Below are 12,887 nucleotides of genomic sequence, written 5' to 3' on the forward strand. Positions count from 1 at the left end.
GGCGGTGGTTAGGCGGGGGCGGGCGGCGGTTTTGTTCCAAGCGGGGGGGGGGGGGTCGCACATTGAGGAGGGCTTCGGCGGGCCGGCCTTGCGGGTGCCGGGCGGCCGGGCGGCGGCCGCCTTCGCACGTATGGTCGCAGCCCTTGGCGGTCCCGCCGATTTCGTCGAGAAGCCGGAAAAATACCTGCCGAAAGCGGCGGTGGAGTTTGCGGTCAAGGCGGCAGGCAACGGCTTTGCCACCGGCATTGCCACCCGCGATATCGGCCTTGCCGTGGTCGGGCTCGGTGGCGGGCGTACGCGGCCGGACGACAGGATCGACCATGCGGTCGGCATCACCAGGCTGCTGCCGCTCGGCGCCGAGGTGCGGACCGGCGAGCCGCTGGCGCTCGTCCACGCCCGCACGCAAGCGGAGGCCGAAGCGGCCGCAGCCGCCGTGCTTTCGGCCTATACGATCGGGGCGTCGAAACCAGCCGCCGACAAGACTGTCATCCGGCGCGTGCTGCCGCGCGGGTAGCGGAAGGCGCTACTGCACCAGCAACAGTGTGCCGTTTTCGACCTGGTATTTTGCCAGCCGCTGCAAAAAGCTCATGCCGATCAGGTTGGTGCGCAGCGCCTTGTCGTCGAGGACCACGGCCTGGATGTTGTCGACGCTGATCATGCCGATCTGCAGGCGGTCGATGTTGACCACAGCGGCCCTGATCGCGCCATTGGCGGTGTTGACCTGATGGCTGAAATCCGACGGGTTGAGCGAGATGCCGATGCGGCGCGCCGTCGAGGTGTTGATGGCGACCAAAGTGGCGCCGGTGTCGATCATGCCGTCGACCTGGCGGCCGTTGAGCTTGAAGGCGGAGGTGAAATGGCCGCGCTCGTCGGCCGCCACCAGGACCTTGCGACCGGTGGGCAGCGGTGCGGCCGGCTTGTCGGGAACCGAGGCGAGGCTCAGCTCGGGCTGCGGTTGCGGCTTGCCGGCGACGGTCGACTTCAACAGGTTGTCGAGAATCTGCGGGTTCGACTGATAGACGATCGGGATCGATGCCGACGTTCCGGCGAACACGCCCAGAATGAGAAGCTTGCGCAGCATGAATGGACCTTCGTGAAGGCCCATTTTTGCCCACGTATGGTGTGTGCCGCTTTAACGCCAACCCGAAACCGCGGCTTTGCGTAAACGGGCGGTAAACGACTGGATGCCAGCTGGCCTTGCCAGCCGCCGTCATTTGGTTCCGTACATGCGGTCGCCGGCATCGCCGAGGCCGGGCATGATGTAGCCCTTCTCGTTGAGCTGGCGGTCGATGGAAGCGGTAAAGACCGGGACATCCGGATGCGCCTTGGTGAAGCGCTCGATGCCTTCTGGCGCCGCCAGCAGGCAAAGGAAACGGATGTTGGTGGCTCCGCGCTCCTTCAGCTTGTCGATGGCCGCGATGGCCGAGTTCGCGGTCGCCAGCATCGGATCGACGACGATCACCAGCCGGTCGGCGAGATCGCTCGGCGCCTTGAAGAAATATTCCACCGCCTCCAGCGTTTCGTGATCGCGGTAGAGGCCGACATGCGCGACGCGGGCCGCCGGGACCAGGTCGAGCAGGCCTTCGAGCAGGCCATTGCCGGCGCGCAGCACCGAGGCGAAGACCAGCTTCTTGCCCTCCAGCGTCGGCGCTTCCATGGTTTCCATCGGCGTTTCGATGGTCGTCGTCGTCAGTTCGAGGTTGCGGGTGACCTCGTAGCCGAGCAGGAGCGAGATCTCGCGGAGCAGTCGCCGGAAGCCGGCGGTCGACGTCTCCTTCTTGCGCATGATGGTCAGCTTGTGCTGGACAAGCGGGTGGTCGACGACGGTGACGCCCTGCATGGGTTGCTCCAGTGAATGGTGAATAGTGAATAGTGAATAGTGAATAGTGAGCAGGTTTGCGAGTCCCGATGGCTCAATCATTGCGGTTGGAAGGCCGAAGAGCCGGCAAACCATTCACCTCTTCGCATCGAGCCGGGCAAGCAGCGCGCTTTTCGTTTTCCTGTCGACGAAAGCCGCCTCGATCGCGGTTCGGGTGATGGCGGCCAGCGCCTTTTCGTTCATGGCGAAATGCTCGGCGGCGATGTCGTATTCGCGCTTCAGCGAGGTCCAGAAATAGGGTGGGTCGTCGGAGTTCAGCGTCACCTTGCAGCCGGCCGCCTGCAGGGCAGGCAAAGGGTGATCGGCGAAACTGTCGTAGACTTTGAGCGCGATGTTGGAGCCGGGGCAGCATTCGAGCACGATGCCCTCATCGGCGATGCGGCGCACCAGGTCGGGATTTTCGATGGCGCGCACGCCATGGCCGATGCGCGAGGGGCGGATGTGGTCGAGTGCGGCCTGCACCGTCTCCCACCCGGTCAACTCGCCGGCATGGATGGTGATGCCAAGGCCGGCTTCGCGGGCGATCTCGAAGGCCCTGACATAATCCTCCATCTCGCCCATGCGCTCGTCGCCGGCGACGCCGAAGCCGGTGACCAGCGGATTTCCGCAGCGCGCCGCAAAGCGCGCCGCCTGCTCGATCGACTCGACGCCGACATGGCGTACGCCGGTGACGATCATGCGGCCCTCGATGCCGGTCTTGGCTTTGGCGCGCAGCATGCCTTCGCCGAGCGCATCGGTATAGGCCTTGGGCGACAGGCCGGCCCTGACGGCATGGTCGGGCGAGGTGAAGACCTCGGAATAGATGGCGCCGTCGCGGGCAAGGCTGGTCAGATAATGGTCGGCGAGGCGGGCATAATCCTCCTCGGTGCGGAACAGGTCGGCGGAAAAATCATAAGCCGCCAGGAACGAGGTGAAATCATGCCAGACGAAGGAGCCGTTCTGGATATAGGGCGAGGTGTCCTTGCCGTATTTCTGCGCCTGACGGATGACGAGTTCGGGCGCCGCTGCCCCCTCGATGTGGCAGTGCAGTTCTGCTTTCAAAGGCATGCAGTTATCCCGTCTCATCAGTCCAGGCCGTAAAGCCCACCACCTGGAAGCGCGGCCGAACACCGCGCCTTAAACAATAGCGCCCGCACCATCGATCGGCTATGGTCCCGCCGGTTTTATGACGGATCAAAATAATGTCAGTTGAGAGAACCACGGCCGCGGGCGGCATGGAAACCTCCTATGGTTTCAAGAAGGTAGGGCCAGGCGACAAGCAGCCTCTGGTCAACGATGTTTTCCACAAGGTGGCGAACCGCTACGACCTGATGAACGACCTGATGTCGGCCGGGCTGCACCGGCTGTGGAAGGATGCCATGGTGACATGGCTCAATCCGCCGAAACGTCCGGGCTGGAAAGTGCTTGACGTGGCGGGCGGCACCGGCGACATCGCCTTCCGCATTGTAGACGCCAGCCATGGCAACACGCATGCCACGGTGCTCGACATCAACGGCTCGATGCTCAGCGTCGGCCGTGACCGCGCGGAGAAAAAGCGCCTGTCCGGCAACACCGATTTCGTCGAGGCCAATGCCGAGGAACTGCCTTTCACCGATAGCACCTTTGACGCCTACACCATCGCATTCGGCATCCGCAACGTGCCGCGCATCGATGTCGCGCTGACGGAAGCCTTTCGCGTGCTGAAGCCCGGCGGACGGTTCCTGTGCCTGGAGTTTTCCGAGGTCGAGATGCCGCTGCTGGACAAGGTCTACGAAGCCTGGTCGTTCAACGCCATTCCGCAGATCGGCAAGATGGTGACGGGCGAGGGCGAACCCTATTCCTACCTGGTCGAATCGATCCGCAAATTTCCCAATCAGCAGAACTTTGCTGCCATGATCACCCGCGCGGGCTTCGAGCGCGTGTCGTTCCGCAACTATTCCGGCGGCATTGCCGCCCTGCATTCGGGCTGGAAGCTTTGAGGCACCACAGTTTGCAGCAGCAGGGTAGGCGATGAGCAGCGTCGGCGCCGCCTTTCGGCTCGCACGGGCCGGCTGGGTGCTGGTTCGCGAAGGCGTGATCGCAGCATTGCCGGGCGACGAACTCGGCGGCCTGCCGAAATTCGGCTGGCGCATGGCCCGGCTCTTCACCCGCCGCCGCGCACTCGCTTATGAGCGCAGCGACCGGCTGGCCAAGGCGGTGGTCCGGCTTGGACCCTCCTACGTCAAGCTCGGCCAGTTCCTGGCGACGCGGCCCGATGTCGTCGGCAACGACATGGCGCTCGACCTCGCCATGCTGCAGGACAAGATGCACACTTTTTCGCAGGCGGAAGCGGTGGCGGCGATCGAGGGCTCGCTCGGGCGCAAGATCGGCGAACTCTATACGCAGTTCGGCGGGCCGGTCGCGGCGGCCTCCATCGCCCAGGTCCATCCCGCGCAGGCCATGCATGACGGTGTCGATACCAAGGTGGCGGTGAAGGTGATCCGGCCTGGCGTGCGCCGCCGCTTCTTTCAGGATCTCGAAAGCTATTTCCTCGCCGCCCGGCTGCAGGAGAAATACATCCCGTCGTCGCGCCGGCTGCGGCCGGTCGAGGTGACCGAGACGCTGGCGCAGACCACCAAGATCGAGATGGATCTTCGCCTCGAGGCGGCCGCACTTTCGGAACTGGGCGAAAACACCAAGGACGATCCGGGCTTCCGCGTGCCGTCGGTCGACTGGGAGCGCACCGGGCGCGATGTGCTGACCATGGAATGGGTCGACGGCGTCAAGATGAACGACATCGCCGGCCTCGCGGCGGCGGGGCACGATCTGAAGGCGATCGCCACCAACCTGATCCAGTCGTTCCTGCGTCACACGCTCCGCGACGGCTTCTTCCATGCCGACATGCATCCAGGCAATCTGTTCGTCGAGGCCAATGGCAATATCGTCGCCGTCGATCTCGGCATTGCCGGACGGCTCGGCAAGAAGGAGCGCCGGTTCCTCGCCGAAATCCTCTACGGCTTCATCACGCGCGACTATCTGCGCGTCGCCGAGGTGCATTTCGAGGCCGGCTACGTGCCGCGTCAGCACAATGTCGCGGCTTTCGCGCAGGCCATTCGCGCGATCGGCGAGCCGATCCATGGCCAGCCGGCTGAAACCATCTCGATGGCGAAGCTTCTGACGCTGCTCTTCGAGGTCACCGAACTGTTCGATATGGCCACGCGGTCGGAACTGATCCTGTTGCAGAAGACCATGGTGGTGGTCGAAGGCGTCGCGCGCACGCTCGACCCGGCCTTCAACATGTGGAAGACGGCCGAGCCGGTGGTCGGCCAGTGGATCGCCGGCAATCTCGGGCCGAGCGGCCTGCTGATGGACGCGCGCGACGGCGCCAAGGCGCTGCTGGCGCTGGCCCGCCAGGCGCCCGATCTTGCCGCTCGCACCGAGCGGCTGTCACGCGAGATCGATTTTATGGCGGAGCACGGCCTGCGCTTCGACGAGGCGACATCGCGCGCCATCGGCAAGGCCGAAGCCCGTTACACCCGCTCGGGCCGGCTGGCGCTGTGGGTGATCGCGCTGACGCTGGTTTACATCGCGTGGAAGCTGCTCTGATCGCTTGCAACGCTAGCAACGGTGGTGCTAGCGTTGCAGTCGCGCCATTGATGTCGCGGAGCAAGTCATGGGCACCATTACTGTCCGCAATCTAGCTGACGACGTGAAGCAGAAATTGCGTGAGCGCGCTGCGGCGCGCGGGGTGTCGATGGAGGAAGAGGCGCGTGATGCGCTTGCCAAAAGCGTGCTGTCGGCGGAAGCCGGCATGCCCGAGAGCGAAACCCTCTATGCAACAATCCGCCGCTTGGTTGAGCCTCATGGAGGTTTTGACATCGATCTGCCCGAGCGAGGTCAATCCACAAAAACGCACAAAACCCTCGACGGCAAGCGCATCCTGCTGATCATCGGCGGCGGCATCGCCGCCTACAAGGCGCTGGACCTGATCCGCCGGCTGCGCGAGCGCGGTGCGGCGGTGCGCGTCGTGATGACATCGGCGGCGCAGGAGTTCGTCACCACGCTTTCGGTCGGCGCGCTTTCGGCCGACCATGTCTTCAGCGAATTGTTCGACCGCAATGACGAGCACGATGTCGGCCATATCCGCCTGTCGCGCGAGGCCGACCTTCTGGTAGTGGCGCCGGCCACTGCCGATCTGATGGCCAAGCTCGCCAACGGCCATGCCAACGATCTGGCCTCGACGGTGCTGCTCGCCACCGACAAGAAGGTGCTGATGGCGCCGGCGATGAACCCGAAAATGTGGTCGCATGCCGCGACGAGCCGCAACCGGGCGACGCTCGCCAAGGATGGCATCGCCTTCGTCGGCCCGGCCAAGGGCGAGATGGCGGAAAGCAACGAGGCGGGCGAGGGCCGCATGGCCGAGCCGCTGGAGATCGTGGCAGTGATCGAGGCACTGCTCGACAGCAGGCCGAAGCCGCTGGCCGGCCGCAGGATCATCGTCACCTCGGGGCCGACGCATGAGCCGATCGACCCGGTGCGCTACATCGCCAACCGCTCTTCGGGCAAGCAGGGCCATGCGATTGCGGCAGCGCTGGCAAGACTGGGCGCGGATGTACGCCTGGTCTCCGGTCCGGTTGGCATTGCCGATCCGGCCGGCGTTGTGACGACACATGTCGAGACCGCGGCCGAGATGAAAGCGGCCGTCGAACAGTTGTTGCCGGCGGACGCCGCGGTCTTCGTAGCTGCCGTCGCCGACTGGCGCACCGCTGGCACGGCCGGCGAGAAGATCAAGAAGGTGGCGGGCCAGGGCCCACCGGCGCTGCAAATGGTCGAAAACCCCGACATTCTCGCCGGCGTCGGTCATCACGGGCAACGGCCGGGGCTGGTTGTCGGCTTCGCCGCCGAGACGCAGGACCTGATTGCCAATGCCGAGGCCAAGCTGAAGAAGAAGGGCGCCGATTTCATTGTCGCCAACGATGTCTCGCATGAAAGCGGCGTCGGCCCCACCGGCGTCATGGGCGGCGACCGCAACAAGGTGCGCATCGTCTCGGAGGACGGCGTCGAGGAATGGCCTGAGATGGGCAAGGACGAGGTGGCGGCGCGGCTCGCCGCGCTCATCGCCGAGCGTTTGCAAGCCTGAGCGGCCGCCGGTCCGCAATCAGGCACGGGCCATGGTCTTGCAAGCAGCCTTGTGGTCGAGGGCATTTGACGCCGACAGCGCCGGCGGAATGCTGTCGCCAAATTCTCCATCCGCCGTGCCCTCAGCCTGTCGCCAATTGCGGCCGGCGTGCCGCCAAAGCCATCTTCAACGCCGCCAGGCAACCGACAATGCCAAGTGGCACGAAGGCCAGGTACAGCCAGCCGGCGACGTGGGCTGCTGCCTCGCGGTTCAGCCCGTCCGAAAAGCCGCTGGCATTGGCGATGATGCCGGCCATGGCGGCGCCCACGGCGTAGCCGATGCGCTGCATGGTCGGCACGGCGGCCGAGGCGATCGTCTGCTCGCCGTCGCGGGCCGAGGCGACGATGATGCGGGTCAGGAAGGGCCATGACACGCCGAAGCCACCGCCTTGCAACAAAGCGCAGAGCAGGATCACCGGGATCGAGCCGGCGGGGATGGCATAGGCGAAACCGGCGAGGCCGGCTGCAATCATCAGCGCGCCGATGACGAGGATCTGCCGTTCGCGCTGCAGCGGCGCATTGGCGACGGCGATCGACAGGATTGACCAGGCGATCGATTCGGCGGCGATGATGTAGCCTGTGGTCAGGATCGGGATGCCGTGCAGCGTGGTAAGCAGAAGCGGCCCGTAGATGGAAAAAGAGACTGTCGCCACCGAGAAGGCGGCAACCATGCTCATGCCGCTGCCGACCGGCGAGCGCCATGAGAACAGGCCCGACGGGAACAGTCGCGATTGCGGCTTCATGGCGTCGACGAAAACGAACAGCGCCAGGCCGGCGAGGCCGAGGACCAGCAGCAGCGACGATCGAAGCAAGGCGACGTCGACGCCTGCGGTGGCGATCAGCACGACGGCGATGGCGAGGCAGCCAAGTGCTGCAAAGGGGAAGGGCGGCGAGGTGCCGGCGGCGGCTTGCGGCTTCGTCGCTTCCGGCGTGTTCAGGACGATGAAGCTTGCCGATGCCATGGCGATGCCACCCAGCACGAAGACGCCGAAGGCCCAGCGCCAGGACAGGAGCTCGACCATGATCGCGCCGAGCATCGGGCCGCTGAAGGCGGCGACGCCCCAGATCGCCGACATGATGCCGAACAGCTGTGGCCAGATGCTGCGGTTAAACAGCCGCTCGACCGAGACGAAGGCCAGCGACACCAGCGCACCGCCGCCGAGACCCTCGACCAGACGGCCGCCAAGAAACACCGGCATGGACGGCGCGGTGGCGCAGATCAGTGCGCCCACGGCATAGAGCAGGGCGGCGACCGTGACGTTGGAGCGTAGAGCGACATAGCTGACCAGCCGCCCGGCCGCTGCGCCGGCGACAATGGCGCCGAGCTCGTAGACGGCCAGCGACCAGCCGACGAACTGCACACCGGCGAGGTCCCCGACCATGGCCGGCATGACCGTCGCCACCATCGTCTCGTTGGTGGCGTGCAGCAGGATGCCGAGGCTGATAAAGCAGAAGCGCGCGAGGTCGCCGCTTGCCCACAATGCCCGCCAGTCGACCTTGTTGCTGGTGATTTCAGTCATTCTTTTACCCTGCCTTTGCATATCTCGATGCCGGCGCATGGCGCCAGAAGCCAGTGGGGGCTTTCCGGCGGGGCCATGCGCGCTGTTTCAGTCAGGCGAGTTGTAAAACCTCAAGCGCAGTTGAGCTCAAGTGGCTTTTTATCGAAGTGCAGACGGTCGAGATTGGCCGGAAACCTCTCCGCTTGATGCGCCGGTCAGTTCTCAATGCTGCGCAGCTGAAACTGGCTGACGCCGATGGCAATGTTGATACCGGTCTGCGTCTGCAGGCTGAGCGGCTGCAGAGTGAAGGCCTGCGAGGAGCCGCCGACCAGGAGATTGGCGCCGGCGCCGACCGCCGCGGTCACTTCGGCGCTGGCGCCGATATAGTCGCCGGCCAACGCGCCGGGCGCATAGATGTTCCTCAGCGGCGTCAGCACCAGCCATTGCATGACGGTCTGCTTGGTGGTGCCGATGTCGAGCCCGTATTTGTTGACGGCGCCGAAATAGGCTTCCGGCGAAAAGCTCTTGTCGGCCGGCGTGAAGGTGCAGCTCAGATCCTTGCTGGAGCCGAAGATGAAGCCGGTGCCGCCGCCGATGGCGCAATCGAGCACACCGAGTTCGATACCCTGGCCTTGCGCTTGGGCTTGGGCGGTACAGATGATGGTGATAGCGGCGGCGATGGCTGGTTTCAGCACGGCGGATCCCCCAAAAAGCATGCGGCGCGAAACAGTAACCTGTTCCGCGCCGCGCGTAGAGGGATCAGTCGATCCTTATTTGCCGATGCTTATTTGAACGAGTGGATCAGCTCCAGGGAGGTCACGGCGACCGCTACATTGACGCCGGTCTGCGCCTGGACGCTGAGCGGCTCCAGCACAAAGGCGCCGTCCAGCCCGCCGACCAGCAGATTGGCGCCGCCGCCGGTCACCACGCTCGCCTCGGCGTTGACGCCGTAATAATGGCCGGCAAGGTCGCCCTCGTCATGGCCGCGGGTGGCGGCCAGAACCGCCCACACCAGCTGGCCCTGATGCGTCTGGCCGAGATCGACGCCGAGCTTGGAGATCATCCCCGTGTATTTCTCGGACGGCCCATGGTGATAAGGACGGAACGTGCAGTCGACGCCCTTGTTCGACGTGATGACGTAACCGACGCCGCCGTCGATGGTGCAATCGAGCGTGCCGAGCTGAAGCTTGCCGGCGCTGGCGGGAACGGCAAGCAGCGTCGTGGCAAGTGCCGCGGCACAGATGATTTTCTTGATCATGGGTCAGTCCTTTCGAAAAATGCCTTCAACAACGGTTGAATGGCCCGGAGCGTTCCGCTGAAAACTTGGCGCGATCAAGGCAGGGGTTAACGCTTTGCCCCCGGTGGTTAAGATTGGGTGATAGTGGGGTTTTCTGGATACGCATCCCTAGCGGAAGCGCTCTGCGCTTTCCCGGGGAGAAACCGCTCAAGCGGGGCACTGCATCAGGAATGGAACGTTGTTATAAAAGGCCGCGGATGGCGGCGCGCCGGCTGCATCTCAGCCGGCGGTGGCGCCCGATGTGCGCGACAGGCCGTCCTTGGCCGGCTGGTAGGTCGGGTCGAGATGGACGGCTTCGCGGTAGGCCTTCGAGGCCTTGACCTTGTCGCCGCGGCGCTCGTAGATCAGCGCCTGGTTGGACCAGGCTTCGGCGTTCTTGCCGTCGAGCTTGATGGCCATGTTGAAGTCGGAGAAGGCGTTGTCCTCGTCATTCATGGCGAGATAGGAGAGGCCGCGGCCGTTGTAGGGTTCGGCGGCGTCCGGCGCCAGCGAGATGGCGGTCGAGAAATCCTCGATGGCAAACTTGTGCTGGCCCTGGCTTTGATAGATCAGGCCGCGATTGTGGTAGGCGCGGGCATCCGTGGTGTCGAGCTGGATCGCCTTCTGGAAATCGTTGAAGGCCTGCTGGGTCTGGCCTGCCTTGCGATAAAGGTTGCCGCGGCCGATATAGGCGGCGTCATAATTTGCATTGATCTGGATCGAGCGGTTGTAGTCGGCAAGGGCGGCCGCTTGGTTGCCGAGGAAGCGCTGGATCAGCGCCCGGTTCGAATAGGCTTGGTAGAAATTCGGGTTGAGCTGGATGGCGGTGTCGAAATCCTTCAGCGCCGCCTGATACTGGCCGCCACGGCCATAGGCCGAGCCGCGCACATTGTAGCCTTCCGGATCCTGCGGATTGCGCTGGATCACCGCCGACAGCGAGGAGATGTTCTCGCTCGAGCCTTGCGCCTTGTCGATGTTGTTGAATTCGCCGGTCGGAACGCTCTGGCAACCGGCCAGCACCAGGCCGGACATCAGGGCTGCCGCCAGGGCCAAACCGCGCATTGTGGTTCTGCGCTCTACGCCGATTGCGTTCATGTCTGCCCTGTCCTCACTTCAGCCGCGCCGTCCAGGTCCCCCTCCGGGCCGGGTCACAGATTGTCGTAACAAAATCTAGAACGCGGTTTGCGCATTCAAGGGAACGCCCTCCAACAGAATGGCGGCGCTCCAAACAAAAAGGTGGCGGCGATTCCGCATCGCGCCACCTCAGAGTATCCTTCGAAAAGGACGAAAAATTGGCGTCAGAACCGCGGCGGACGCGGAGCACCACCAGGACCACCGGCGGCGCCGGCAGCAACCGGGCGCGGCGTCATCGGCAGCAGGCCTTCGCGCTGGGCGCGCTTGCGGGCCAGCTTGCGGGCGCGGCGAACGGCTTCGGCCTTTTCACGGGCGCGCTTCTCGGAAGGCTTCTCGTAATGGCCGCGCATCTTCATTTCGCGGAAAATGCCTTCGCGCTGCATCTTCTTCTTGAGAGCGCGAAGCGCCTGATCAACGTTATTGTCGCGGACGAGTACCTGCACGGGCAATCCTGTCTTTCGGGTTTGATATCAACAGGCAAGTGACCATAGCCACATGCCTCCGCGGCGCTTTACACCACGAATTGTGGCGGCTGATAGCAGAATCAGGCCGCGCTGTCCACACTGGAAATGAAGGACAACCGCCAATTTGCCACGGCAGCCCCGAGATAGGGCGCCAACTAGGCGCTGGCCAGATGGAGCCGTGCGAAATCCTCGAAGAATTCGCCGTAATCGCAGGTAATTTCCTCGCCGGCTGATATATCTCGAGTGGCGGTGGCGCCGCCATATTGCGAAAAATCCGTGTTCGGCCGCTCGGCGTGGTTCATGAAGCGGCCATTATCGACTTCATAGACCATGAAGCCGGGACGGTCGGGGCTCGGATAGGCATAGCGGTCGAGCAATTCCTTGAGGTGCGGCGGCGCCGCCTCGTATTTGTCCATCGGGATCAGCCGGTCGAAATCCGGATCGAGCCGCCATATCGAGGCGCCCTTCCTGATCGGCTCGGCGGCGAACACGCCGACGCCTTCGATTGCGCTCTGGGCGACATAGGTCCTGATCAGCAGCATGTCCGTCCTCCTCACCCGAAACCGAATCGCCAAATCGCGTGGAAAAAGCAAGTCCGGTTTCGGGGTCTATGGCTGATCGGCGCGGGCGATGGCCCGCGAAATGCTTCACGTCCGGGTGATCGAGACGCCGCCATCGGCAAACAGCGCCGATCCTGTGGTGAAGCTCGACGCATCCGATGCCAGGAAGAGCGCAGCGCGGGCGATCTCTTCAGGCACAGCGACACGTTTCAAGGCATGCAGGTTTTCCACGAAAGCGCGTGATTCCGGCGTCTTGAATGTTGCCGACGGGGTGTCGGTGCCACCCGGCATCAGCGCGTTGACCCGCACGCCCCTGGGGCCGTATTCGGCGGCCAGTACCTGCGTCAGGCCGATCAGTCCGGCCTTGCTCGCGGCATAGCTGGTCATGCCCGGCATGCCGACTGTGTGACCGACGAAGGTCGAGGTGAAGATCAGCGATCCGCCGCCGCGTTCGACCATCGCCGGCACCTGGTATTTCGCGCCGAGAAAGGCGCTGGTCAGATTGGCGTCGAGCGTCTCGCGCCATCCGTCCAGCGACAGTTCCGAAATCGGACCCATCGTTCCGACGGAGCCGACATTGTTGAAGCCGATATCGAGCCCGCCGAATTTTTCGACGGCGAGATCGACGAGGGCTTTTGCATAGGCTTCGTCGCGGACATCGCCGGCAAGCGCGACTGCCGTGCCGTCGGCGTCCTCGATTTCGACGACCAGCGCATCGAGTTCGGCCTGGCGGCGGGCGGCGATGACGACCCTGGCGCCTTCTTCGGCGAAGAGTTTTGCGGTGGCGCGGCCGATGCCGGAACTGGCGCCGGTGACGATCGCTATTTTATTGGTGAGTGCGAACATTTTTTACATCCTTTCATCGCGCCGGCTGTGCCGGCAACCGGGATGTTGATCGCAGTTCGGGACGGTGCTAGCCACCCGATACGTGCTCGACTT

At 64.2% G+C, this 12,887-nt stretch carries 13 protein-coding genes and 1 pseudogene; 4 read left to right on the top strand and 10 right to left on the bottom strand.

Annotated features, from left to right (window positions below):
• Positions 1 to 514: pseudogene (locus NKI10_RS15525) on the top strand (thymidine phosphorylase); the annotation flags it as partial.
• A 9-nt stretch (positions 515 to 523) separates the two neighbouring features.
• On the opposite strand, the gene NKI10_RS15530 reads toward NKI10_RS15525, so the two are convergent.
• The 3 genes from NKI10_RS15530 to NKI10_RS15540 form a co-directional block, all read right to left on the bottom strand.
• Positions 524 to 1,081 carry a TIGR02281 family clan AA aspartic protease gene (locus NKI10_RS15530; protein WP_352860800.1) on the bottom strand — a complete coding sequence of 186 codons (558 nt, stop codon included), beginning with the start codon at positions 1,079 to 1,081 and terminating at the stop codon, positions 524 to 526.
• A 129-nt stretch (positions 1,082 to 1,210) separates the two neighbouring features.
• Complete coding sequence (gene upp / locus NKI10_RS15535; protein ID WP_023671129.1) at positions 1,211 to 1,840, bottom strand: uracil phosphoribosyltransferase; 630 nt, start codon at positions 1,838 to 1,840, stop codon at positions 1,211 to 1,213.
• Positions 1,841 to 1,954: 114 nt separating this feature from the next.
• Positions 1,955 to 2,926: an adenosine deaminase gene (locus NKI10_RS15540; RefSeq protein ID WP_352860802.1), complete on the bottom strand. Its 972-nt coding sequence runs from the start codon at positions 2,924 to 2,926 to the stop codon at positions 1,955 to 1,957.
• A gap of 134 nt (positions 2,927 to 3,060) precedes the next feature.
• Between NKI10_RS15540 and ubiE the strand changes: the two genes are divergently transcribed.
• The 3 genes from ubiE to coaBC all read left to right on the top strand — a co-directional run bounded on the left by ubiE (position 3,061) and on the right by coaBC (position 6,977).
• Positions 3,061 to 3,837, top strand: coding sequence for a bifunctional demethylmenaquinone methyltransferase/2-methoxy-6-polyprenyl-1,4-benzoquinol methylase UbiE (gene ubiE, locus NKI10_RS15545; RefSeq protein WP_023747104.1), 777 nt, complete (start codon positions 3,061 to 3,063; stop codon positions 3,835 to 3,837).
• Between the two features lie 31 nt (positions 3,838 to 3,868).
• Positions 3,869 to 5,443 (top strand): 2-polyprenylphenol 6-hydroxylase, encoded by a 1,575-nt coding sequence (gene ubiB / locus NKI10_RS15550; RefSeq protein WP_023671132.1) that lies wholly within the window; start codon positions 3,869 to 3,871, stop codon positions 5,441 to 5,443.
• Positions 5,444 to 5,510: 67 nt separating this feature from the next.
• On the top strand, positions 5,511 to 6,977 hold the full coding sequence (coaBC, locus tag NKI10_RS15555; RefSeq protein WP_352860804.1) for a bifunctional phosphopantothenoylcysteine decarboxylase/phosphopantothenate--cysteine ligase CoaBC: 1,467 nt from the start codon (positions 5,511 to 5,513) through the stop codon (positions 6,975 to 6,977).
• A gap of 121 nt (positions 6,978 to 7,098) precedes the next feature.
• On the opposite strand, the gene NKI10_RS15560 is transcribed toward coaBC, so the two are convergent.
• From NKI10_RS15560 to NKI10_RS15590, 7 genes are all read right to left on the bottom strand, one after another.
• The gene (locus NKI10_RS15560; protein ID WP_023740927.1) at positions 7,099 to 8,535 is read right to left on the bottom strand and encodes an MFS transporter; all 1,437 of its coding nucleotides are present in this window, start codon (positions 8,533 to 8,535) and stop codon (positions 7,099 to 7,101) included.
• Positions 8,536 to 8,729: 194 nt separating this feature from the next.
• On the bottom strand, positions 8,730 to 9,209 hold the full coding sequence (locus NKI10_RS15565) for a DUF992 domain-containing protein (RefSeq protein ID WP_023671135.1): 480 nt from the start codon (positions 9,207 to 9,209) through the stop codon (positions 8,730 to 8,732).
• Between the two features lie 89 nt (positions 9,210 to 9,298).
• On the bottom strand, positions 9,299 to 9,772 hold the full coding sequence (locus NKI10_RS15570; RefSeq protein WP_023671136.1) for a DUF992 domain-containing protein: 474 nt from the start codon (positions 9,770 to 9,772) through the stop codon (positions 9,299 to 9,301).
• A 258-nt stretch (positions 9,773 to 10,030) separates the two neighbouring features.
• Positions 10,031 to 10,885: a tetratricopeptide repeat protein gene (locus tag NKI10_RS15575; RefSeq protein WP_023714058.1), complete on the bottom strand. Its 855-nt coding sequence runs from the start codon at positions 10,883 to 10,885 to the stop codon at positions 10,031 to 10,033.
• Between the two features lie 203 nt (positions 10,886 to 11,088).
• On the bottom strand, positions 11,089 to 11,367 hold the full coding sequence (rpsU, locus tag NKI10_RS15580; RefSeq protein ID WP_023671138.1) for a 30S ribosomal protein S21: 279 nt from the start codon (positions 11,365 to 11,367) through the stop codon (positions 11,089 to 11,091).
• A gap of 176 nt (positions 11,368 to 11,543) precedes the next feature.
• A complete protein-coding gene (locus NKI10_RS15585; RefSeq protein ID WP_023671139.1) occupies positions 11,544 to 11,930 on the bottom strand; it encodes an SET domain-containing protein in 387 nt (128 codons plus the stop codon).
• 105 nt (positions 11,931 to 12,035) lie between these two features.
• On the bottom strand, positions 12,036 to 12,794 hold the full coding sequence (locus NKI10_RS15590; protein WP_352860808.1) for an SDR family oxidoreductase: 759 nt from the start codon (positions 12,792 to 12,794) through the stop codon (positions 12,036 to 12,038).
• Positions 12,795 to 12,887: the final 93 nt, after the last annotated feature.

Origin of the sequence: Mesorhizobium sp. M0802 (assembly GCF_040320115.1) — a bacterium.
GTDB lineage: Bacteria > Pseudomonadota > Alphaproteobacteria > Rhizobiales > Rhizobiaceae > Mesorhizobium.